We start from the raw sequence: 23,265 nt of genomic DNA, 5'->3' as shown, positions 1-23,265 counted from the left end.
GCATACTGGAGCGAGCCCCCACCTTCACTCTCGCGTCCATGTCGCTCCCCCTCCCGAGTCCGCCCCGCCGCATCATCCTCGCCAGTGAGGCGCACGCCCACTGGGTGCCGCGCCTCACGGAGCGTCGTCCCGATCTCGACGTGCGCGGCACGCGCATGGCGGAGGTCACGCCGGAGATGCTCGACTGGGCGGAGGCCTACATCGGGTTCCGCCGCCCGGCCGTGGCGACCATGGGCCAGGTGCGCTGGGTGCACTGTACCGGCGCCGGCGTGGACGGTTGGATGGCTCCGGGCGCACTGCCGACCGACATCCTGCTCACCCGCACCACCGAGTCGTTCGGGCCGCCCATCGCCGAGTGGGCGCTGGCCCGGGCGCTCGGCTTCACGCAGCGCTGGCGTGAGCTCGAGGAGGCCCAGCGCACGAAGCGCTGGGCGCGCGACTGCGAGCCGCATATGCTCGCCGGCCAGCCGGTGCTGGTCGTGGGGACGGGTGACGTCGGCACGCACGTCGCGCGCCTGTTCGCGGCGATCGGATGCCCGGTGGTGGGCGTCTCGCGCACGGGCGCCGCGCGCCCCGAGCACGGCACCCCCAGTGTGTTCACCGCGCTCGCCCCGTTCACCGCGCTCCCGGCGCTGGTCGCGTCGGCCAAGGTGATCGTGCTCACCGCGCCGCTCACCCCCGATACGCGCGGTCTCCTGAGCCGCGACGTGCTCGCGCGCTGCACCGGGGCCGTGCTGCTCAACGCCGGGCGCGGCGCGCTCGTGGATGAGCAAGCCATCCTCCCCGCGCTCGATGCCGGCCAGCTCGCCGGCTGCGCCCTCGATGTCTTCGAGACGGAGCCGCTCCCCGCGGAGTCGCCGCTCTGGAGCGACCCGCGCGTCGTGGTGTCGCCGCACGTCTCCGGACCGAGTACCGCCACCGGCACGATCGACGGCATCGTGGAGACGCTCGAGGCGCTCGAGCGGGGGCGGGTGCCGCGGACGGTGGTGGATCGGGTGCGAGGGTACTGACGGGAGTAGCGTATACGTGGGGCGCATACGTACTGCGTATACGTACTGCGCATACGAGGGGCGGGAACCTCGGGGCACTGCGCCCCACGTATGCGCCTCTCAGCGCTCAGTCCGCCAGCGCGTCCCCAATCGCATTACACGCCAACACCGTCACGAAGATCGCCACGCCCGGAAACACCGCAAGCCACGGCTCGCTCGTCATTGTGGACTGCGCCTGCCAGAGCATGTTTCCCCAGCTTGGCAGCGGCGGCTGCACCCCCACGCCAAAGAACGAGATCGCGCTCTCGAGCAGAATGCCACGCCCCACGGCCAGCGTCGTGGCCACCGCCACCACCGGCACAACGCCGGGCAGCACATGCCGCGCCAGCACGCGCGGGGGCGACGCGCCGAGCGCCCGGGCCGCTGACACGAAGTCTTCGGCGGTGAGCGCACGCACCACCGGCCGCACCGCACGCGCGCACTCCATCCAACTCACGGCGCTCACCAACACGACCAGCAGCGGCACCGACGGCCGGACGAACGCGGCCACGAGCATGAGCAGCGGCAGCCGCGGAATCGCGAGCATCGCGTCGGTGAGGCGCATCAGCAGGTCATCCACGCGCCGCGAGGCGGCGCCTGCCATCGCGCCCACCAGCGTCCCCAGACAGGCGGCCAGCGCCGCCGATCCCACGCCAATGGCCAACGACACGCGTGCCCCGTGCAGCACGCGCGTCAGGAGATCGCGCCCCAACTCGTCGGTGCCGAACCAATGCGTGGCGGTTGGCCCGGCGCGGCGATGCGCGAGATCGAGCGCGTCATAGCCATACGGCGCCACCACGGGCGCCAGCGCGGCCGCCCCCAGCAGGACCAGCAGCACGAGCGCGGCGACCCGCGCATCGCCACGCCCCATCGCCCGCGGCGCGCGGGCGCTCAAGCGCCGTCTCCGGCGTGGCGCGTGCGCGGGTCGAGCCGCAGTACGATCAGGTCGGCGATCAGGTTGAAGAGCACGACCGACACCGACCCCATCATCATCACCGCCATCAGCACCGCGTAGTCGCGCTTGGCGAGCGACTCGATGAACAGCTGCCCCAGCCCCGGCCAGGCGAAGACCCCTTCGGTGACCACCGCGCCCGACACGAGCAGCGAGACATCCACCAGCACAACCGTCACGAAGGGCGGCAGCGCGACCGGCACGGCGTGGCGCCACACCACGCGCGAGGCCGACACGCCACGGGCGCGCGCCACCGTGGTGAACGGCATCGCCATTGCTTCACGCACCGAGCGCCGCAGATACCGCGACCACGCGGCGCCCAGGGCCACCGCCAGCACCGTCGCCGGCAGGATCAGGTGCGCGAGCCGGTCCGCGAGCCCACCGCCGCTCACCGCCACCCGCCCGCCGCTCGGCAACCACCCCAGCCAGACGGCGAACACGAGTTGCAGCACCAGCCCGGCCCAGAACACCGGCAGCGAAATACCGGCCACCGCGAGCAGCGTCGTCGCGCGGTCCACCCCACGCCGCACCGCGCCGTACACCCCGGCCGGTACCGCCGCGAGCAACGCGAGCACCACGGCGGCACTCACCAGCTCCGCCGTTGCCGGGACGCGCTCCAGAATGCGCGCGAGCACCGGCCGGCCATCCGCGTAGGAATAGCCCCAATCGCCGCGCACGAATGCCGCGAGCCAGCGCACATACTGCTCCGGCGCCGGTCGGTCGAGCCCCAGGGCGCGCTCCAACCGCGCAATGTCTTCGGGGCGCACGTTGGGGTTCTCGAGATAGGTCGCGAGCGGCCCACCCGGCGCCAACTGCAGCACGCCAAAGAGCACGGCCGACAACAGCAGCAGCAGCGGCACCGCCTGCAACAGGCGTCGCCCGATCACCCGATGCACGGCAGCCCCAGGCGCGCGGTCACTTGATGCGCCACGCCCACACGTTCCAGAACGGCCCGGCGTTCGTCGGGTTGCCCGTGTGCCCCTCGAGCGACGCCGGCACCGCATCCAGCTTCGTCGTGTTGTACAGCGGAATCTCGGGCGCCAACTCCGCCACGCGCCGTTGTACCGCCTTCAGGAGATCGACACGCTTCCCTTCGTCGATCTCCCGATCGCTGGCATAGAGCAGCGCGGTGAGGGCGGAATCCGCCACCTGATTGATATTGCGCCCACGCGGCGGAATGCGATCGCTCGCAAAGAACAGGGTCAGCTCCGGATCGGCGCCCATCTGCCACCAGTGCAGCATCGCGTCAAACTTGCCGTTGAACCAGAGCGCGCTGATCGCCGTCCCATCCACCAACTGCACCTGCACATCGGCGCCGACCGCCTTCCACTGCTGCTGCAGCACCTGCGCCACGTTCTCGCGAATCGCAAAGCCGGACTGGGCAATCAGCGTGAACGCCAACCGCTGCGACCCATTCGTCCGGATGCCGTCGGCCCCGGGCTTCCACCCGGCCTGATCCAGCAACGCCTTCGCTCGGGTCGTGTCGTACGCATACGCCGTCACGTTCGGCTCGTACGCGGGCGACAGCGGCTGTACCGGCCCATTCACCTCAGTCACCAACCCATCCAGCAGCGACTTCACGATCAGCGGCCGGTCCACTGCGTGCGCCAACGCCTGCCGCACCCGGACATCCTTGAACGCCGCCACCTTCCCCTGGTTGAGCGACACATGCTCGTAGCCGTTGCCGATCGTGCGCGCGAGGCGAACGCCCGCCACGTCCTTCAGTTCGCGGGCCTTGTCCCACGGCACCAGCGCCACCAGGTGCACTTCGCCGGTCTTGAGCTGATTGATCCGCGTGTTCGTATTGGCAATGAAGCGGAAAACCAGCCGCTTGATCGCCGGCAACGAATCGCCACGCCAGTAGCCCGGCACGCGCTCGAGCGCGATGTACTCACCCGTCTTCCACTCGGCCACCTTGTACGGGCCCGTGCCCAGCGGCGCGCGGTTGTACTCGGTGGCGGCGTCGATCGACGTGCCCGCCAGCACATGCTTGGGGAGCGTGCCGCGCACGAACTGCCACACATACGGCGCGTAGGGCTCGCGATAGTGCACGACCGCCGTCAGCGAATCCGGCGTATCCACACTCGCGATACGGTCGAAGCCATCCACGCTTTCGGGCTTCCAGTCGCCCTTGTTGATGGCATTCACAGTGAATTGCACATCGGCCGACGTGTGCGGCGTTCCGTCGTGCCACTTCACCCCCGGGCGCAGCTTCCACGTCACATCCATACCGCCATCCTTGCGGCGTACCACGCCACCGTTGGCCAGCGTGGGGATCTCGGCGGCCAGCACCGGCACCGCATGCATGCGTTCATCGGGCACGACCAGCCCTTCCACCACACACGACTCGATATCCTCGAGAATGTGTGTGGCGTAGCGATTCATCGTATCGGGCTCGCGATCGTAGCCGATCACGAGCAACTCGTTCGACGGCCCGCGTCCAGGGCTCGCAGCCGCGCCGCCGCTCGCGGGAACGGCGTCACCGCCCCCGCCGCAGGCGGCAACGGTCGCGCCGATCAGCGCGCACGCCATCCATCGGACCCGCATCCCCCCGCTTCTCATGCAACGTCCTCCGCAGCCAGCAGCAGCCGGCTCACCAGTGGTACGGGTAGCGCACCGCGCTCGAGCAGCGCCTCATGGAACCGGCGGAGCGAGAACGCGGGGCCCTGTGCCTGCTGCAGCGCGGCGCGCGTCCGCACGATCCCCTCGGTCCCCATCCAGTACATCAGCGCCGTCCCCGGGAACATACTTGCCTTCGTCACTTCCCCCGCGGCTTGCGCCTCGTCCATGTGCACGGTGTCCACCAGAAAGCGCGCGCACGCACTGGCCGTCCAGTCGCCAAGGTGCAGGCGCAAGTCGATGATCGCGCGGCCCAGAAAGCGCACCGCCGAGTGGGCCTCCGAGATCTGCTCGAGCGGGGTGAGCAGCCCGAGCTCGCCCGCCAACTGCGTGGCGTAGCAGGCCCACCCCTCGGCCATCGATCCGCCCTGGAACATCGCAATGCGCGACGCGGCATCGACGGCGGTCACCATCCCCAGGCGGGAGTGGCCGCGCGCCGCCATGCGGTTCTGCACATGATGCCCGAGCCCGCCGTGATGCAGCACATGATTCGTGCCGATCACACTGCGGTTCCAGGCGCGCATCGTGGCCTGCGCCGGCTCGGCGGGCGTGGACGCATCCACCGGCGCCACGAGATACTCGTGCACCGTGTACGGGTCGAACGGCGCCGGGGAGCGATAGAACAGGAAGTAGAGCTGCGGCTGCACCGCGCGCGCCCACACGGGGATCGGCACATAGCGCAGCGGCCAATCATGGGGCCACGGGACGACGTCCGCCGCCACCACCGCGTCGCGCACGGCATCCCATCGCGCGCCGAACGCCGCCACGAAGTCGGCCGGAGCCTCATGGTCGTTCGCCATCGCCTCGCGCGCCGCCGCCAGCGACCCACCGTACGGCGCGAGCGCGTCCTCGAGCGCCCGCAGCGCCTCCGGAAGCGCGGCGTCCACGCGGGCCAGCAGCGCGCGCGGCGATTCGTCGGTCAGGTGCCCGTCGCGCAGCAGCAGCGACAGCAGCGTCTCCCCGCAGGCGGCGCCGGTGTCGTCCACCGGGAGCGTGCGCAGCCACGACGCAGCGCCAGCGAACGCCTCCGCGGCCGACTGCGCGGCGTGCCGAAGCCCATCGGTCGCCGGCGCCGCACCGTGGGCGCCGAGCCAAAGCGCGAGCCCCTCGCCGAGCAGCTGCTGCGCCGCCCCGCACTCGCGCAGCGCGCGCGCGGTCCACGCGGCCGGCACACCGCCCGTGATCTCGCGGCGCATGGTGTCCAGAAAGCCTGGTACCGCGGCGAGCCGCGCCGTGAGCGACGCAACGCGGTCGGCAACGGGCGCAAAATCGCGCAGCATCAGCGACACCGCCCCGAAGATCGCTTCACCGGTCCACAGCGCCGGGTTTCGCGCGGTAAAGAAGCCACTCTCCACTTCCGCCACGCGTACGCGGGCGACGGCCTGCGCCACCAACGCGTCCAGCGCCACCGGATCGGCGGCCAGCGCCCGCCAGTCGCCGGGCACGGCGTGCGCCGCCAGCCGAGCACTGAGGGCCCGCAGCTCAGCAACCTCCGCGGCGCGCCCCGCGCTCGACCAGTCGGGCAAGCGCGCGTCGTGCGCATGCACACCGGCGAACGTCGCCGTGACCGGGTTGCGGGCCCAGAACGCCGCGAGGAACTCGTCAATCACCTCACTGGTGGCACGACTCACCGAACGACCGCGTCCGCCGGCAGGGGAATATCCACCCAGCGGCGCTCGCGCACCGAGAGCGTCACCGCGTTGATCAGCTCCTGCACATGCGCGCCGTCGTCAAAGTCACCTTCGCCGGGCATCGACGGATCAACGATCTCGTTGATGAACGAGTGAATGAGATTCGCGTAGAAGAGCGTGCGCCAGCTCTCACGCCGCGTGCCGCCCGGCGGATAGAAGTGCGCCGGCACCTCGAGCTCACGGAACTCCACCTGATCGGCGGTCGCTCCCTGGAGCACCTCACAGATCCCTTCCTCTTCGACCAGCCGACAGATCAGCGCGCCCTTGCTGCCGTACACGCGCGCTTCGATCCCCGGGTAGTTCCCCACGGTTACGAAGCTGGTCTGAATGGACCCGAATGCCCCCGACGCAAAATCGCCAATGAACACATCGCCGTCGTCGATGTTCATGCGCATCATCGTGCCGGTGGCGCGCACCATCCGCTCGGGGATGAAGTTGCGCATCGTCCCCACCACACTCGAGAATCGGCTCCCCATCATCAGGTGGCCGATGTCCATCACCGGAGCGCCGTAGCCTTCAAGGCTCGACACGTGCAGGATGGACTGATCGGCCGTGTGATCGACCTGCCGCAGCGGGTTCATCGGATCGAGGAACTGCGAGTTCTGCTCGTACCCGTTGAAGATGAACGGCGTGCCCACGTACCCCTGATCGATGAGCGCCTTCATGTAGCGCATCGCCGGCGCATACCGGAAGGTGAAGCCGAGCTTGGTGCGCACGCCCTTCTCACGCGCCAGCGCCGCGGCCCGGCGCGTCTCGCGGTAGTCGTACGCCACCGGCTTTTCGCACAGCACGTGCTTACCGGCCGCCAGCGCGCGCATGGTGAGATCGAAGTGCGTGTGATTGGGCGTGCAGATGTCCACCACGTCGATATCCGCGCGTGACAGCACGGCCTCGGGGTCGCTGGACCAGTCGGCGATGCCGAACTTCGCGGCCAGCGCCTGAGCACGCTCGCCGATGGTATCGGCAATCGCCACCACCTCGCAGCGCGCGTCACGCTGCCACCCGGGCACATGGGCAAATTCGGCCCACGCGCCGGCGCCCAGCACCCCCACCCGGACCCGCTTCGCTGTACTCATCGGTTCTCGTCTGCCTCAAGCCTGCGTGAAGGGGTCGCGTTCACCGGATGGTGGCGCGCGTGTCGCCGGGAAGCAGCAGCTGCCGATGCACCGCCACCGGCGCGATGCCGTTCTGCAACACCCGCTCGTGGAAGCGCTTGAGCGAGAACGCCGCCCCCTCGCGCGCCTGCATGTCGGCACGCAACGTCAGCAACCCGAGCTTCCCCAGAAAGTAGCCACCGTAGGTTGGATCGTACGCCGCCCGCTCGGCCTCGCGCCGCGCGGCCGGCGGCGCCAGAAAGGCGCGGTCGGCGAAGCACGCCCGCGCCTGCTCCAGCGTCCACTCCCGGCGATGCACCTTGATGCCGCTCAGCAGGCGGCAGACACGCACCAGCGCATCGCTGAGCTGCGCCATCGCATAGCGCGGGTCGCCATTTGCGTAGCCTTGCTCCACCACCAGCTGCTCGGCGTAGTGCGCCCATCCATCCTGCCCTGAGCTGGGCTGCGGGAACGGATTGAGCCCGATCCAGATCCGGCGGATCTTGCCCGGCGTCTTCCGCATCTGCGTGGCGTGCACCCAGTGCCCCGGCATCGCCTCGTGCGCCGTGGTGTTCGTCAGCGACGCGTGATTGAACCGCTCGAGCCAGGCATCCTGCTCGGCGAGCGGCTGATCTGCGCGGGCATCGGTGATGTAGTAGATGCTGGCCAGCGGCGTCCGCTCGAGCGGCGGCGACGCGTGCATGCTGGCAAAGCCCAGGTCAAACGGCTGCGCCGGCTCCACGATCACCTTTTCGTTGGTCGGCACCGTGACGAGATCCTTGCGGCGCACGAACGCCGTGAGCGAGTCCACGATCACGCGGGCGTCGGCCACCACCGCGCCCTGCCTGGGATGATCGCGACGCACCCGCGCCCAGGCGTCCTCACTCGACAGCGTCGGAGCAAAGCGCTTGGCCGCCGAATCGAACTGAGCCCGATAGCGCACCAGATGCCGCTCGCCGAGCGCCACCAGCGTATCGAGCGGCACCTCGATCAGCTCCTCGGCGCGATACCGGCGGGCCACCGCGTCGCCGCCGATGGCCAGGTCACCGGTCGCGCGCGGCAGCAGGTCCCGCGTGGCCCAGTCGGCAAAGCCATCGATCTGCTGCTGTGCGGCGGCCGCGGCCGTGCGCAGCGAGTCGTACAAGGGCGTGCCTTTCCGATCGGCAAAGGCGAGCAGTACGTCATTAGCCAACAGTCCCGACGCGCCGCGCAACATTGTCACGCCGCGATCGGCCAGCAGGCGCGGCGGGTTCACCAGATTTGTCCGTGCGGCCGCGAGCAGCCCGGGGACGCCGGCGAGCTTGGAGATGATGCGCCGCATCCGCACATCGGCCGGTGCGTACGCCTGCACCATGAGGTTGTGCACGCCGTCGGCGATCGGCACGGCGTAGAGCATGGGGTTCCGCCGCCAGTTGGCGAGCGTCTCCTGTTCGAGCAGCCACCCATCGATCACGCCGAGCAGAATCATGCGATCGGCGCGCGCATCGGGGCTGAGGGCGCCGTCGGCGATCGCCGCGAGCTCAGCGCGCTCGCGTTTGAGCGCGGCGATCTCGCGCGCGATGCCGGCGGCGGACATGTCCTCCATCGTTCCGTCGTACTGATGGAGGCCGTTCCCGGCGGCGATGGACGGGTGCCGCCGTGCAAACGCGTCGAGCCACCGGTCCACCGCGGCCTGGAAGCGGGCGTCCGCCGACTGGCTCGGCGTCGGCGAGGGGCGGGACCGATCGCGCGGCGCGGCGCCGATCGACGTGGCGACGGTGATGGCGAGCAGGAACGAGAGAGGTCGCAGCATGGGGCAGAAGCTGCGGGGCAACCGACCGCTCGGCAACCGGCCGCGATGCCCATTCAGCCGCGCCGTGGTGCCCCAGCCGTCCGTGGGACTGCGCAACAATCGGAGCGCCCGGCACCGCCGCCTCACGCGATCGTGTGCCCGTCCCCACGGCATGCCCGTGGATCCACACCGCGCCCCGGCCTTTGGAGGTTGCTCATGTCCGCCCACACCCACGTCGCCATCGATCCGGCCATCCTCTATTTCGGGACGCCGGTGGTGCTGGTCTCCAGCCGCAATCCCGACGGCAGTGCCAACCTCGCGCCGATGTCCTCGGCGTGGTGGCTGGGGACCAGTTGCGTGCTCGGCTTTGGTGCCCGATCCGCCACGCCGGCCAACATCCAGCGCACGGGTCAGTGCGTGCTCAACCTGCCCTCGGTGCAGCAGTCCGACCTGGTCAATCGACTCGTCCGTACGACCGCCAGCGACCCGGTGCCACCGCACAAGATCGCCATGGGCTATGCGTACGAAGGCGAGAAGTTCGGGCGGGCCGGCGCGACGGCGCTTCCCGGTACGGCGGTGGACGTCCCGCGCGTCGCGGAGTGCCCGGTGCATCTCGAGGCCGAGCTCGAGGCCGTCCATCCGCTCGCGGTGCGCGACCCACTCCGCCGCGGCGGCCTCATCGCACTCGAGATGCGGATCGTGGCGGTCCATGTGGCTGAGTCGATTCGCCTGCCGGGGTACGCGCATCGGGTGGACCCCGATGCGTGGCGACCGCTGATCATGTCGTTTCAGCGGCTGTACGGACTGGGCGCGCCGGTGGAGAGTCGGTTGGCCGAGATCCCCGAGGAGGCGTATCGGAAGCGCGCCGCGACCGTCACGCGTCACGCGGCGCCGGCGGCGTGAGCCTCCGGCGTTAGCGCAGCGGCGCGATCACCACCGGCCGCCTGGTGACTGAATCGATCGGCAGCTGCGCCCCGGCCCGCTGCAGCGAGCGCTGCAGGAGCGTCGCAAGGCGCACGGCGTCCGCACGTCGTGTGGCCACCAGATCGGTCGTCTCGCCGAGATCCGACTGCACGTCGTACAACTCGTACCGCTTGGACCCGTAGAAGTAGATCAGCTTGTACCGTCCCACCCGCACTGCACTGAACGGTTGGATCCCCGGGCCGTTCACGCCCCAGAAATGCGGGTAATGCCAGAGGAGCGGCCGCTCCGTGGTGCGCGGCGAGCGGCCGTCGCCCGCGCCCGTGAGCAAGCCGCGCAAGTCGCGGCCCAGCATCCCGCGGGTGAGCGAGGCGACGTCGCGCACACCGGCGACGCGCAACAGCGTGGGAAAGAGATCATCGGTAATCGTGGGCGCGTGGCTCACCGAGGCGGGGCGCACGTGCCCCGGCCACGTCACGATGAGCGGCACCCGAATACCGCCCTCATAGGCCGACCCTTTGCCGCTGCGCAGCGGCGCATTGTGCACATGCTGCGGCGGTGCGCGCGTGTGGGCCGACAGCCCGCCGTTATCCGACAGGAACAGCACGATGGTGTTGTTCGTGAGCCCGTGGCGCTCCACGTTCGCCAGCACGTCGCCCAGGCTCTTGTCTACGCCCTCGATGAGCGAGGCGTAGCGCGCCTCCACAGGCGGCAGCCCCGCGTCAAGATAGTGCTGCAGGAAGCGCGCATCGGCCTCGATGGGCGTGTGCACCGCAAACTGCGCGAAGTGCAGGAAGAACGGTTTGCGCTGCGCCACCGCCTCATCGATGGCACGGTTGGCTTCGAGGGTGAGCGCTTCGGTCAGGAACGTGTCGGTGTCCCAATACCTCTCGAGCCCCGGCACGTCGCGGAACTGCCCGTCGCCGGGCCCCGAGCTGAAGTGCTTGCTGGCGAGATACGACCCCGGCTGCCCAGCCCCGCTGCCACCGATGTTCACATCGAAGCCCAGCCGCATCGGATCGGCGCCGGGCGTGCCCACCGCGCCCCAGTGCGCCTTCCCCACGTGAATGGTGCGATAGCCCGCGCGGCGCAGCAGCTGCGGCAGCAGCGGCCCCGTGAAGGCATGCGCCATCGGCACCGGACTCACCCCGTTCCGGTTCCACTCCGGCGGGAGCAGCAGGGGATACGGCTCCGACGTCTCCTGGTTCTCATGCTGCGTCCAGTTCGTCACGCGGGTCCGCACCGGGCTCTGGCCGGTGATGAGCGTCACGCGCGTCGGCGAACACACCGGTGCCGCCGCGTAGAAGTCGGTAAACGTCATCCCCGCCGCGGCCATCGCCAGCTGATGCGGCGTGCGGTAGCGCTGGTTGAACGCGGTGGGCGTGCCGGTCAGCGGGACCTGCGTGTCCTGCCAGCCAAGATCATCGACCAGAAACACGATGATGTTGGGTGGCGGCGCTGCCGACGCACGCTGTGCCGGCGCGGTGCGCGCCATGAGCATCATCAGCAGTATCCCGATCCATCGCAACACCGGCACACCTCCGGTTTGAGTCATCGCGCCATCCGCTCCCCGCTCTCCAGCGCCGTCTTGAGATCCGAGAGGATCCACGTCCACCCGGGGTTCGCTCCCAGTCTCTGCAGGTGCTCGGCGATCGACGCCGTGTACATCGGCCGTCACCCTGCGCGCTCGTGCCGATATTCGGCCTCGAGCAGGCGGAAATGCCATATGCCCGAAGTCACCGATCCGGCCGCGAGCCGAACGCCTCAGTAATCGGCAGCGCGCGTTCAAAGCACACCGCATCATCCAGCTGCTCCGGCAGATATCGCGGAATAGACCTGAAGCCCAGCTTACGATAGAGCGCAATCGCCGACGCCAGCTCGGGCGCGGTATCCAGGCGCGCCCGCTCGGCCCCCAGCGCATGCGCCTGCGCGAGCAGCGTGCGCAAGAGCGCCTCACCAAGTCCGCGCCCCCGCGCCGCCGGCCGCACGTACATGCGTCTCACTTCCGCGGTGTGCGCATCGAGCAGGCGAACTGCCCCGCACGCCATCGCGGCCTCGTCCAGAAAGACCACGACGAGCGCACCGTGCGGGGGGACGAACGGGCTCGGGAGCGCGGCGAGGTCGGCCTCGATCGTCGTCCAGCGCCCGGCGGTATGCGGCAGCGCCGCGTACTCGCTCATCAGCAACCGTGCGGCCTCGAGCACCACCGGAGGCCCCTCCGGACCCACCAGCGCGAAGCGCACGGACACGCTACAACCGCGTCGCCGCCAGCAGCGTCAGATCGTCGTGCGGATCCCCCTGCTGCCCGAAGAGCTGCACCGCGTTCACGAAGCGCGCGACGAGCGCCGTGGCCGATTCGCCGGGCTTCCCCTGCAGCATCGCCCGCAACCGCGCATTGCCGAACTCTTCACCGCTCGGATTGCGCGCCTCCACCAGCCCGTCCGTAAACGCGAACAGCGTGTGGCCGTGATCGAGCGTGCTGTCCACCGCGCCGAAGGGCACATCCGGCATCATGCCCAACGCCGGACCGGTCGGGCGGAACTCCTGCACGATCCCCTGCGCGCCCACGACCAGCGGCGGTTCGTGCCCCGCGTTGAGATACGTGCACGCTCCCGACTGCGGGTCGATGATCGCCATGAACACCGTGGCGAACATGTTCGTGCGCCCGTGCAGACGCGCGATGTAGTTGTTCGTGAACTCCGCCACGCGCACCAGAAGCTCGGCGGGCGTCTCGGCGTCGGGCGCCGTGCTCACGGCGTACGTCGCCGTATTGCGGACCTGCGTGGCGCCACCGCCCTCCGGATCGGCGCTCGCACGGATCAGGCTGCGGAAGAGCGCCATGAACAGCGCCGCCCCGACCCCCTTGTCGCACACATCACCCACCACGAAAAACAGCTGCCCCGTCGCCAAGGGGAAGGCGTCGTAGAAGTCACCGGAGACCTGCTTGGCCGGATGCAGCGCCGCCTGCAGTTCGAGGCCCGCCATCGACGGCAACGTTTCCGGCAGGAAGTCGCGCTGGATATGGCGCGCGACGCGCATCTCATCGCGCATCGCCGCACTGTCCTTGATGCGATGCCGATCGATGGCCGCGTTCATCCGCCGCCCGAGCACGGCGGCGCCATACTCCCGCGGGAGATAGTCGTCGGCACCGCTCGCGAGGCACTGGTCCAGCGCCGCCGCATCATCGCGCGGCGAACGCGCCAGCACCGGCAGATCCCGCAGCGCCGCATCGGCACGGAGTGCCTTGAGAAACGCCGGCCCGCCGCCCCCCGGGGCCTCGGCATCCACAATCACCAGATCGAACTTTTCCTTCCGCAACCGCTCGAGCGCGGCCTGCGTGTCTTCGATCGGGTACGGCAGAAAGTGCTGCGCGAGCAGGAGGTTGGTCTGCTCTGCGAACGTGTCCTCTTTCCGCCCGACCACCATGGCCTTGTTGAGCTGGCGCAGCGTCGTCACCGTTGCCGGTGGCGCGGACATGGGTCGGTTCATGCGTTCCCCTCATTGAGCATGTTCAACTGCCAGAGGTCCTGCGTGCTGGTATGCAGGAACGGCTGCAGGGCACGCATTCCCGTCGTGCCGATGCTCCGTTCAAGGTAGCGCAGCTCCGTGAACTTTTCCGGCAGTGACGGGTCGGCCTCCATCTCGAAGCCCACCTCGCGCGCCATCAGTACGGCCTTGGCGCGAATGCCCAGCTCGGCGCGCAGCCGAAGCAGGCAGAGCATGTCCACGATGACTTCCGGATCGAAATGCTGGCGAACCGTCGTCAGATAGGTCCCCACCGGGGTGCCCGACAAGGCCCCCGCACGCATCGCCTGCAGCAACGCCTGGTCGGTATCGAAGCCGGAGCCCAGCCACTGCCGCGTCTCCCGGTCGCTGCGCTCGAAGAGCCAGACCGCCACCCACGGGAACACGAGCAGGACGAGGCCGGCCGCAGTGAGCGGTTGCAGCAGGAAGTGATTGTAGAGTGAATGCAGCAGGATTCCCAGCAACAGCCCCGGGAGGAGACGCGTGAGCTGCAGCTGCGCCTGCTGCCCATGCAGCGCGCGCGCGGCCATCGCAAACGCGGCGGTCGCGCAGCCGTGCATGACGGCGGTGCCGATCCCGCGCACCAGCCAGGTCCAGACCGGGGCGGTCGGTGCCGCCAGGACGTAGTACACGTTCTCGGTCAGCGCGAAGCCCGTGCCGATTGCGAAACCGAAAATCGCGGCGTCCACCACGAAGCCAATGCGATTGCGCGACAACAGCCACACCACGAACGACGCCTTGGCCACTTCTTCCACCACCGGCGAGACGTAGCGGGCGTACGTCAGCAGGGGCCAGCCAAGCGCGGGGGCCAGCGTGAGGTTCACCACGTAGCAGAGCGCCGCCATCGCCGCCCCCACGCCAACGGCGAGGAGGACCGCGCGCAGGGCGACCAGCTTGTAGCTGTCGATCACCACCAGTGCCCCCAGCAGCACCAGCACCGGGAGCACACTCAACGCGACACCGAGCGCGAACATCACAGGATCTTGAAGGAGATCATGGTGGCACGGCGATACGGGATCCCACTCCCCGCCGCCATCGCGAACCCGAACGAAATCGTCGAATCGAGATTCGACAACGTCACCACGCGCAGATCCACCTGCGCGCCCGCACTGCGATAGCTGCGCCGTGCCGCCGTCTCGGAGAAATCGGTCGTGAGCGAGGTCCCGAACAGCGAAAGATTGGCCCACCGCAGGTAGGCACTCGGCACGCCGACATGCCGGAACCGGAGCGGCGGCGAGACCCACTCCACCTGGGCTTTCGCATACGTCGCTCCGCTCACCGTATTGATGTCGAGCCCCGGGAAGCTCTCGGCGTTGCGGAACTGCTTGATGGCGCGATAGTCCACCCAGTTGTTCGCGAAGCCGCCAAAGTAGAAGCGCGCGAACGGCTGGGTCCGATCACCCGCCAGACGCGTGCCCGCCGAGCCGCGGAACCACAGCGACGAGTGATTCAGGGGCAGCAGCATCCCCTTCGCGATATCGAGCGTCGCGCGCGGGTACAGGTCACCGTTCACCAGCGATGAACGCACCGCCGTGCTCCACGTCAGACCGACTTCGTCCTCGATCGCCCCGAGCGACTTGCGCAGCGACTTGTACGAGAAATCGCCGGCGAGCGTGGAGAGCTGCTTGTAGCTCGTGGACACGCCCTGGAATTCCGGCAGGATCGCCAGATTGCCGTACGTCGCGGCCTGCACGGTGTAGCCGTACGAGGTGGGCCCGTCGATGCGCAGCGAGCGGCCGTACTGCGCCCCGAACGCATACCCCTTGCGACTGACCTTGGTTGGCCCCAGCAGATCGTAGAAGTCGGCGCGATTGAGCGCCCCGGTCAGTTTCCAGTTCCAATGGCGGAAGACCGCGCGCAGATGCAGCCGCTCATCCGCCGCGAGCCGCCCGTCGGGCGAGTACGAACTCGTGAACTCGAGGTTCGTCGCCCCCACGCGATCGGCGAAGTTGAAGCGCACGCCAGGCGCCACGGCCAGCACGCGCTGGGCGTTCTGATACCCCTCGACGACCGGATACGCATTGTTCAGCCCGAAATTCTCTCGGGCGCGATACGGGCGCGCCGAGTCGGCCGTGGGCTGGGGCCCCAGCTCCGAAACCGGCGGCGGCATCCAGTCGCGCACCTCTCGGCGCTTGTCAGCAATCTCGTTCCCCAGAAAGCGAATCGCGCTGATGCTGTCCGGCACCGCATTCGCGATCATCGACGGCACGAAGCCCGTCTGCGAGTACGCGAACACCATCAGCGAGTCAGCGGTGAGCGGCAATGGCTTGAAGAAGCCGGTCTCCGCATTGCTGAGCGGCTGCATGCGCCGCCGCGTCAGGTCATAGCGATAGATGTTCGACACGCCGGAGTAGTACGACGAGCCGTACAGGAACTTCCCATCCGCCGAGAAGACGAAGTTCGACGGTGCCCACTCCGCAAACTCGAAGAGGACCCGCGACTCGGTCTTGCCGGCGAGCAGATCCGCCGTCTGCATCTGCACGAGCCGCGTGTCGCCGCTCACTTCGGACATCGAGCCGATGAGCGTGCGGCCGTCGGGCGACAGGTCGAGGTCGAACAGATCGCGCCCATAGGGCAGCGTCCACACCTGCTTCCATTCCGTGTACGGCGCCGGCACGCGCACGAGCGTGGACAGGCCGTTGTCATGCCGCACGCCCCACAGGCTCTGGTCCGCGGGATTGAACACCAGATCCCCGAGCCGCGAGTCGCGAAGGAGCATGCGCGACTGCCCGGTGGCCAGATCGAGCGCCTTGAGGTGCCGCCAGTCGCTGTTGTTGGTCGTGTAGAACACCGTGCGCTTCGTGGCATCGAAGGCCAGCGACGTGACCGACAGCCCACCGGCGGCCACGATTGGCGCCACGCGGGTGAACTGCCCCGTCCTGAGATCGATGCGCGCGAGCTGCGCCTCCTGCCCGGGGTACCGCACCGCGAGCAGCACGCTGTGCGTGGCCGTGTCGTGGAACGCCCGCGAGACGCCGCCCAATACCCGCTTGGTGAGCGGGCGCGTAGCCGTCGTCGGATGGCGGCGAATCGCTGCCAGATTGTCACGCTGCCACGTGCGCTCCCACGCCAGCCACCGTCCCCACTCCTCCTCGAGCGAGCGGCCGTACACGCGCTGGAACTGCGTCGAGAAGTAGCCGGCGCTCCCCTCGCGGCGGTTCACCCACTGGAACAGCGAATCGTTCCCGTAGCGCAGCGCCAGGTAGCTCATGAAGCGCGTGCCGTACAGATACGAGTTCGTGCCGACCTGGAAGTCCACGGTCGTCCCTTCCGATTCGAGCCCCACCACGTCGTAGATCGGCAGGCTGTCGCGCACCAGGGTCCGGAAGACCATCTCGTCGTACGGCCCTAGCGCACGGCCGAGCCCGCCATTCATCCACGTCTCGAGATAGGTCGCAATCCCCTCGAGATACCAGCGCGGCGAGTACCAGCGCGGCGTGGTCAGATAGGCGTACAGCATCGACACCGGCATCTCGGCCGATGGCGTCACCTTCCCCATGAAGGCGCGCCGGAAGAAGCGATCGCCGGCCGTGGCCTTGTCGGTCGTGACGATATGCGCGAGTTCATGGTTCATCGAACTCGCCATACGCTCCGGGGCCGGCGCCGACTCGTACTCGTGGCCGTAGGGGGCAATGCCGACCGTCACGTGGTTCTCCGGCACCGGCCGCGCGCCGGCGTTGCCATAGTGCCAGAGATCGTGCATCAGCACATCAATGCGCCCGTCGGGCGAATAGTCGAACAGGCGCTTGTGGACCTTGAGCGCATTGTCGAAGGCCCCGGTCACCTGCGGCACCAGATAGGTCTGGAGCGGCGACGTGAAGACCAGCCGAATGGTGGCGGTCTCGATGCCCTGAAACTGTGCCCGGAGCGGACGCGGCCCCAGCACAAGGGCGGCCGTTGCCAGAAGCAGCAACCGGCCGGTGGAACGGCGCAAGCGGGCAATCACGGAAACGACTCCAGTCGGGCGCACGATGTCCCGAAAGTACACGCCGGCCCCGGCCCCCGTGAGGGGGCCGGGGCCGGCGATCAAGAGTCGAGCGAGGCTGCCGCCGTTACCGCTGGAAGCGCGCCGCCTCGTTCAGGAACAGCTCGGACAGCCCGGCGTTGCGCGCCACGTTCCGGTACGCCTCGGAGTTCTGCAGCTGACGGAACGCATCGTTCGCCATCACCGCACGGAACGCGTCGTTCGCCAGCACGTCACGGAACGCCTGCTTCGCCATCAGCTCGCGGAACGCATCGTTCGCCATCACTTCACGGAACGCGTCCAGCTTGGCCGCTTCGCGGAACGCCTCCTGCTTGGAAAGCTCGCGGAACGCGTCGAGCTTGCCCGCCTCGCGCTCAAGCTGCTGCGCCTTCGCAATGCGATCCGCCGCACGCTCCGCCGCACGCTCAGCCTGGCGATCCGCCTGGCGTTCCGCCGCCCGCGGGGCCGCACGCTCGGCCATCCGCTGCAGCTCCGCACGGGCCGCGTCGCTGGCCATCACCTTCATGAACGCGTCGCTCTGCGCGAGCGACCGATAGGCCTCGGAGCTCATCAGCTCGTGGAACGCCTCGGAGCTGCCCAGCTTGCGGAACGCATCGCTCGCCTGCAGCTCGCGGAAGGCGTCGCTCTTCATCGCCTCACGGAACGCATTGCTCTTGACCAGCGTCAGGATATCCTGATTCTGGAAGAGCACCGCGATCTCCGGGTTCGACACGGAGACGTCCTTGTCCGACATCGAGCGCCCGCGATAGCGATCGGCCTTCTGCACACCGCCGATCTCCGACCCGCTGATCTCGGTCCCGCCAATCGTACCGATTTCATTGCCGCTCGAAGGGATCGGGAAGATGCGGCCAGCCACCACGGCGATGATCGCGACCGACGTCGCACCGATGAGGAACAGCTTACGGGACATGAACACTTCCTCCATTCGCCGCAGGGCGAGGGTGAGCAGGGATTCCGAACGAGGGCGAGGGGACCACGGGGTTTCAACAACGGCGGCCGCCGGAATGGGGCGCGGCCGGGGAGGGATCGCGGCCAGGATGGCCGCGTGAAGCGCCGGCGAGGGCTCCCGCGAGGGGACGCGGGCCAACAGGCCGTGCAAACGGTGGAGATCAGCGGAGAGGGCCGCCGCCTCCGGATTCGACGCCAGCAGGCTCACGAGCGCCTCGCGCTCGGCCGCATCCAGCGCGCCATCCACGTCACCGTGGATCAGGGCCAGCTCACGATCGCTCAGCATGCCTCACCCCTCGTGCGCGAGCAGCAGCACGCGCAACCGCTCGCGCGCCGTGAACAGGCGCGACTTGACGGTTTTGGCGGGAATGCCGAGGACATCAGCGATCTCATCGTACGACAGGGATTGGAAGTAGCGCAGCACCACAATGGTGCGATCATCCGGCTTCAGTTCCGACAACGCTTTGCTCACCTGTTCTTCCACCGCGAGGGCATCGTCCGCGCCGCCACCAACCGCGGGGAGCGCCGATTCGTCTTCGAGGGGAACCAGGGCCTTGCGATCCCGCTGCGCGTTGAGCGCCGCGTTCACCGTCATCCGATAGACCCAGCTGAAAAACCGATGGGTCGTGTCGTAGCTGTGCAGATCGCGAAACACCCGGCCGAACACCGCCTGCGTCACGTCTTCGGCGTCCTGCGCATTGCCGAGCATCCGGAGCGCTACGGTGAACAACGGTCGCTCATACCGCTCGACCAACTCCCGGGCCGCGGCCGGTTCGCCCTCGAGGTAGCGGCGGATCGCAGCGCGGTCTAGTTCGTCGGTTGTGACCGTCGTTCGATCCAAATACACACCAATCGCGCCAAGGTTGGAGACCATGTTGGGGGTCGCTCGCCCGCCACCCCGGAACCGGGGCACATGGCCGAGGTAACGTGCAGACCCGCCGGGCGTACGGCAATTCCCAATCGACGGGGCGCGGGTCGTGACGCAGCGCGTTCCGCTTGACAGCACGGGTCGCGGGGCGTGCATTAGAGCCATTCACAGGAGCCGTACACGACGACCGCCGTCGTCCACGGCGCATCCGGTTCGCTTCGGTCAGGGAGAGCAGGCATGTCGGCAGCGTTCCAGATGATGATCGGCTCGGCCCCCGGCGAGGTGGCCGCCGTCCTGGACGCGTTCGCCTGCTTTGCCACCCCCAACCGCATGCCCGATGCGATGCGGCGGGATCTGCTCGTGGTGCTGGATGAACTGCTCGCCAACGTCGTGATGCACGGGGTGGGTACGCAGCCCAATGGTCAGGCCAGCGTGACCGTGCAGCTGCTCCCCGACGCGGTGACGGTGGCGGTGGCCGACAACGGGCCGCCCTTCGATCCGCTCGCCCGGGCACAGCCGGACACCACGCTCTCCGTCGACGAGCGCCCCATCGGGGGGCTCGGCATCTATCTCGTGCAGCGGCTCGTCGATGACGTGCAGTACGCGCGCGACGCGCACCACAATGTTCTGACCCTTACCAAGCGACTCCCCGACGGGTGGTCGCCCGACTCGGAAGGAGCCTCCTGATGGAAGTCACCACGCGGACCGTTGGCGATGTCACCATCGTCGCCATCCATGGCAGCCTCGACAGTAACACGGCACCCGAGGCCAAGCCGTCGCTCGACGCCGTCGGCACGTCGCCCGCCCGGAAGGTCGCCGTGGACTTCTCGGGGCTCGACTACGTCAGCAGCGCCGGGCTCCGCATCCTGCTCGGGCTCGCCAAGCAATTGAGTGCCAAGGGCGGCGCCCTCCGCACCTTTGGTCTCAATCAGTCGGTGCGTGAAGTGTTCGAGATCTCCGGCTTTGCCACCATCCTCAAGGCGTTTCCCACCGAGGCCGACGCGCTGAACGGCTTCTGACGCCAGGCGCGGTCCCCGCTCGCGGTCCCCCGCGCGCGGTCCACACACGCGCTAGCCCCGGAGCTTGGGCAGCCACAGCACCAGCACGGCGGCCAGCGCCCCCAGCCCGGCGACCAGCGTCAGCACTCCGGTGACCACTGTCATCACCGCGCGAGCCACGCGTCCCGGCTGCGCCGCCGCCCGTCGAAATCCTTCGAAGAGCAGTAGCGGCCCGACCACGTACACGCCAAAGGCCAGCGTCGTGAGAAACGGACCGCTGAACGTCGTCGGATCAAAGCCGACGGGGCGCCGGAACACGAGCAACCAGAGCGCCAACACGATCCGAAAGTAGAACACCCCGCCGGCGACGAGGTACGTGCGCAACGCCCACACCCGGTGCACCGCGAACTGCCGAGCTCGTGCGGTCCGCCAGGCCATCACCGCGCAGAGGCCCAGCAGCAGCGCATTGCCGGAGATGGCCACATGCTGCGCGCGATCCCCCACCGTGCCGCGTACCCAGACGAGCCAGAGCCCGCTCGTTGCCGCGACGAGACACCCGGTCAGATAGACGCGCCCGCTCCACCGGTGCAGCGCGGGCACATGGCGTCGCACCGCGGGCAGCAGCTGGAGCGTCCCCGCCAACAGGACGCCGGCCGCCAGAAGCACATGGGCCGCCATCGCGCTGTTCCCCGCGACATCGCCGGGCGCCCAGCCGCGTGCACTGAAGTGCGCCCACGCCGCCGGGTCGCCACGGAGCGCGCTCCGTCCGTAGCTGCCAAGCACATAGGCCAGAAAGAGGAGCTGCCCGGCGGCCAGCGTCGTCAGGAGCGCCGTCCCTGCGAAACCCCGGAGCGGCGTCGGCCGTCGTGTTGCCTCTGGAACTACGTGCATGCGCATCATCCGAACGGTGAGGGTGATGCATCCTGACCCTCCCGCGTCTGCCCAGCCATGACGTCTCGTCGCGATCGCTTGACCGCCGGTAGCACCCCAACGCATCGCCCGCTCGTCGGCACCGTCTCGGCGACGTATCTCAGCGGGATCTGGCAGTTCGCGGTCTCCTGTGGCGCCGACGCGCAGCGGCTGTTGTCGGCGATCGCGTTGTCGGAGGGCGACCTCGCCGACCCCGACCGTCGCCTTCCACTCGACGCCGCACGCGCGCTCTTCGCGGCGGCCGCGCACGAGCTCCAGGCGCCCGCTTTCGCGCTCACCTTTGGCGTGGGGGTTCCCTGCACCACGCTCACGCTCGCGGCGGCCCTCGCGGCGGCGCAGCCAGACGAGGCGGCGACCGCGCCGACGCCTGGTGCCGGGCGTACCCTGCGCGACGCACTCGAGGGGCTCAATCGCTACGCGTCGCTCGGCATCGATTTCGGCGCCCATGCGCCGGCGCAGCGGTTCCGGTTCGTCGAGGGGGCGCCGGGCGTGTGGCTCGAGGATTGTCGCCCCGATCACGCGCACGGCTACGACTGGCCCGCGCTCACCGAATCGGTGTTCGCACGCTTCGCCACCGGCATCCGCCGCCGTGGCGGCGAGGCGATCGTGCGCGCTCTCGACGTCTCGCATGCGCCGCCCACGGACGCCGCCCATCGCGCCGCGTATGACGCCGTGTTCCGCGCGCCGGTCACCTTTGGCGCCGCACGCAACGCGATCTGCCTGGATCCGGCCTTTCTCGAGCAGCCGCTCGAGCCGTTGCCACGGCCCGTACAGACCGTGCTGACCCGTCACGCCGACGCGCAGCTGCAGCGCGTGCACGAGGCCTCGTCGCGCCGGTCGTGGCAGCACCAGGTCGACGTGCTGCTCCGCGCCCATCCCGGGGCGGATATCCAAACGGTCTGTCGCGCGCTCGCGATGAGCCGTCACACGTTGCACCGCCGTCTGCGCGACGAAGGGACCACATTTGCCGCCGTGCAGGCGGCCGCGCGGCAGCGACTCGCGCGGGCGATGCTGGTGGAGGGGGGATTGCCGGTCACCGTCGTCGCGGCGCGCCTCGGGTTCTCCGAACCGGGCGCCTTCTCGCGCGCCTACAAACGCTGGACGGGCATGCCGCCCAGCGCCGCGCGCGAACACGAGCCCAATCCGACGCGCCTTACGATGCCCGCCCGGCCGACGCCACCGCGCGCATCTCCGGATAGTGGTACACGCGCGACGTCGTCGGCACGGTGATGGAGGTGGCCACCATCGCCGCCGCGATCTGATCCGCGGTGATGGACGTGTACCGTGCCGGGGTCAGGAACGACACGAGCGGCAGCAGCTTTTCGAGCAGCCACGGCGTATGCTGCGAGCCGATGATCATCGACGGCCGGAAGACACTCACGACCGGAATGCCACTGGCCTGCACCGCCACCTCCGACTCGCCTTTGACACGGTTGTAGCGGGGCGCGCCGGCCGCGCCCGAGCCGGAGGCCGACGCGTTGGCGTTGGCGCCGACGGCGCTCATGAGAGCGAAGTGCACCGCCCGCCCGCTCGCGGCGAGCCCGCGTGCGAACGCGGCGTTGAGCGCGACATCCACGGCCCGATGCTGCTCAATCGTGAGCGAGGCCGTGCCCGCACCGATCCCGAGCACGCTGAGCCCCACGACCTCACCGTCGCAGGCGGCAACCGTCTCGCGCGTCGCGGCTTCGAGGGCGGCCGCCTCCATGACCGGCACCATCACTTCCCGCAACTCGACGCCGGCAGCGCGGGCGGCCGCCACCTGGTCGGGCTGCGACCGGCGCGTCAGCGACACGAGGCGCGCGAAGGCGCCGCTCGCGAGCAGCGCACGAAACAGCGCCTGCCCAACCGAGCCGGACGCACCGAGGAGAAAGGCGGAACGAGGGGAGGCCATCGGAATGCACGAAAGGGGAACGCGCCGCGTCGGCGTACAGTCTA

General features: G+C 69.1%; 20 protein-coding genes. 5 read left to right on the top strand and 15 right to left on the bottom strand.

Annotated elements, in window-relative coordinates; translation table 11 throughout:
- Window positions 1-38 precede the first annotated feature (38 nt).
- Window positions 39-1,010, top strand: a complete 972-nt coding sequence (locus K2R93_07580) for a D-2-hydroxyacid dehydrogenase (protein ID MBY0489689.1) — start codon at window positions 39-41, stop codon at window positions 1,008-1,010.
- A 106-nt stretch (window positions 1,011-1,116) separates the two neighbouring features.
- On the opposite strand, the gene K2R93_07575 is transcribed toward K2R93_07580, so the two are convergent.
- Genes K2R93_07575 through K2R93_07550 form a run of 6 tightly spaced genes read right to left on the bottom strand, consistent with a single transcriptional unit; the run spans window position 1,117 to window position 9,176 of the window.
- Window positions 1,117-1,923: an ABC transporter permease gene (locus K2R93_07575; GenBank protein ID MBY0489688.1), complete on the bottom strand. Its 807-nt coding sequence runs from the start codon at window positions 1,921-1,923 to the stop codon at window positions 1,117-1,119.
- The gene (locus K2R93_07570; protein MBY0489687.1) at window positions 1,920-2,876 is read right to left on the bottom strand and encodes an ABC transporter permease; all 957 of its coding nucleotides are present in this window, start codon (window positions 2,874-2,876) and stop codon (window positions 1,920-1,922) included. The genes K2R93_07575 and K2R93_07570 overlap by 4 nt, the downstream gene beginning before the upstream one ends.
- 19 nt (window positions 2,877-2,895) lie before the next feature.
- Window positions 2,896-4,542 (bottom strand): peptide ABC transporter substrate-binding protein, encoded by a 1,647-nt coding sequence (locus K2R93_07565; GenBank protein MBY0489686.1) that lies wholly within the window; start codon window positions 4,540-4,542, stop codon window positions 2,896-2,898.
- A complete protein-coding gene (locus K2R93_07560) occupies window positions 4,539-6,230 on the bottom strand; it encodes a DUF885 domain-containing protein (protein ID MBY0489685.1) in 1,692 nt (563 codons plus the stop codon). The genes K2R93_07565 and K2R93_07560 overlap by 4 nt, the downstream gene beginning before the upstream one ends.
- Window positions 6,227-7,366: a Gfo/Idh/MocA family oxidoreductase gene (locus K2R93_07555; GenBank protein ID MBY0489684.1), complete on the bottom strand. Its 1,140-nt coding sequence runs from the start codon at window positions 7,364-7,366 to the stop codon at window positions 6,227-6,229. Before K2R93_07555 ends, K2R93_07560 begins: the two co-directional genes overlap by 4 nt.
- Window positions 7,367-7,406: 40 nt before the next feature.
- Window positions 7,407-9,176, bottom strand: a complete 1,770-nt coding sequence (locus tag K2R93_07550) for a DUF885 domain-containing protein (GenBank protein MBY0489683.1) — start codon at window positions 9,174-9,176, stop codon at window positions 7,407-7,409.
- A gap of 195 nt (window positions 9,177-9,371) precedes the next feature.
- Between K2R93_07550 and K2R93_07545 the strand changes: the two genes are divergently transcribed.
- The gene (locus tag K2R93_07545) at window positions 9,372-10,058 is read left to right on the top strand and encodes a flavin reductase family protein (protein MBY0489682.1); all 687 of its coding nucleotides are present in this window, start codon (window positions 9,372-9,374) and stop codon (window positions 10,056-10,058) included.
- A gap of 10 nt (window positions 10,059-10,068) precedes the next feature.
- Here the strand turns inward: K2R93_07545 and K2R93_07540 are convergent, their stop codons facing one another.
- The 7 genes from K2R93_07540 to K2R93_07510 all read right to left on the bottom strand — a co-directional run bounded on the left by K2R93_07540 (window position 10,069) and on the right by K2R93_07510 (window position 19,408).
- The gene (locus K2R93_07540) at window positions 10,069-11,631 is read right to left on the bottom strand and encodes a sulfatase (protein ID MBY0489681.1); all 1,563 of its coding nucleotides are present in this window, start codon (window positions 11,629-11,631) and stop codon (window positions 10,069-10,071) included.
- 181 nt (window positions 11,632-11,812) lie between these two features.
- Window positions 11,813-12,325, bottom strand: coding sequence for a GNAT family N-acetyltransferase (locus K2R93_07535; protein ID MBY0489680.1), 513 nt, complete (start codon window positions 12,323-12,325; stop codon window positions 11,813-11,815).
- A 1-nt stretch (window position 12,326) separates the two neighbouring features.
- Window positions 12,327-13,565 carry a SpoIIE family protein phosphatase gene (locus tag K2R93_07530; GenBank protein ID MBY0489679.1) on the bottom strand — a complete coding sequence of 413 codons (1,239 nt, stop codon included), beginning with the start codon at window positions 13,563-13,565 and terminating at the stop codon, window positions 12,327-12,329.
- Window positions 13,562-14,575: a PrsW family intramembrane metalloprotease gene (locus K2R93_07525; protein MBY0489678.1), complete on the bottom strand. Its 1,014-nt coding sequence runs from the start codon at window positions 14,573-14,575 to the stop codon at window positions 13,562-13,564. The genes K2R93_07530 and K2R93_07525 overlap by 4 nt, the downstream gene beginning before the upstream one ends.
- Window positions 14,575-17,547 carry a hypothetical protein gene (locus tag K2R93_07520; GenBank protein MBY0489677.1) on the bottom strand — a complete coding sequence of 991 codons (2,973 nt, stop codon included), beginning with the start codon at window positions 17,545-17,547 and terminating at the stop codon, window positions 14,575-14,577. Before K2R93_07520 ends, K2R93_07525 begins: the two co-directional genes overlap by 1 nt.
- A 106-nt stretch (window positions 17,548-17,653) precedes the next feature.
- Window positions 17,654-18,820 (bottom strand): hypothetical protein, encoded by a 1,167-nt coding sequence (locus tag K2R93_07515; GenBank protein MBY0489676.1) that lies wholly within the window; start codon window positions 18,818-18,820, stop codon window positions 17,654-17,656.
- A gap of 3 nt (window positions 18,821-18,823) precedes the next feature.
- Window positions 18,824-19,408 (bottom strand): sigma-70 family RNA polymerase sigma factor, encoded by a 585-nt coding sequence (locus K2R93_07510; protein MBY0489675.1) that lies wholly within the window; start codon window positions 19,406-19,408, stop codon window positions 18,824-18,826.
- A gap of 231 nt (window positions 19,409-19,639) precedes the next feature.
- On the opposite strand from K2R93_07510, the gene K2R93_07505 reads away from it, so the two are divergent.
- Both K2R93_07505 and K2R93_07500 read left to right on the top strand, forming a co-directional pair.
- Complete coding sequence (locus K2R93_07505; GenBank protein MBY0489674.1) at window positions 19,640-20,089, top strand: ATP-binding protein; 450 nt, start codon at window positions 19,640-19,642, stop codon at window positions 20,087-20,089.
- Window positions 20,089-20,421 (top strand): STAS domain-containing protein, encoded by a 333-nt coding sequence (locus tag K2R93_07500; GenBank protein ID MBY0489673.1) that lies wholly within the window; start codon window positions 20,089-20,091, stop codon window positions 20,419-20,421. The genes K2R93_07505 and K2R93_07500 overlap by 1 nt, the downstream gene beginning before the upstream one ends.
- Before the next feature lie 51 nt (window positions 20,422-20,472).
- Here K2R93_07500 and K2R93_07495 read toward each other — a convergent pair whose 3' ends face one another.
- On the bottom strand, window positions 20,473-21,291 hold the full coding sequence (locus tag K2R93_07495; GenBank protein ID MBY0489672.1) for a DUF2306 domain-containing protein: 819 nt from the start codon (window positions 21,289-21,291) through the stop codon (window positions 20,473-20,475).
- Window positions 21,292-21,348: 57 nt separating this feature from the next.
- Here K2R93_07495 and K2R93_07490 point away from each other — a divergent pair, with 57 nt between their 5' ends.
- Window positions 21,349-22,560 (top strand): AraC family transcriptional regulator, encoded by a 1,212-nt coding sequence (locus tag K2R93_07490; GenBank protein MBY0489671.1) that lies wholly within the window; start codon window positions 21,349-21,351, stop codon window positions 22,558-22,560.
- Here K2R93_07490 and K2R93_07485 read toward each other — a convergent pair.
- A complete protein-coding gene (locus K2R93_07485; GenBank protein ID MBY0489670.1) occupies window positions 22,484-23,221 on the bottom strand; it encodes an NAD(P)H-binding protein in 738 nt (245 codons plus the stop codon). The genes K2R93_07490 and K2R93_07485 overlap by 77 nt on opposite strands.
- Between the last annotated feature and the right edge of the window lie 44 nt (window positions 23,222-23,265).

Source organism: Gemmatimonadaceae bacterium, assembly GCA_019752115.1.
In the GTDB taxonomy this organism is placed as follows: Bacteria; Gemmatimonadota; Gemmatimonadetes; order Gemmatimonadales; family Gemmatimonadaceae; genus Gemmatimonas.
The sequence above is the reverse complement of the archived record's forward strand: the minus strand, read 5'-3'. Positions and strand labels throughout refer to the sequence as shown.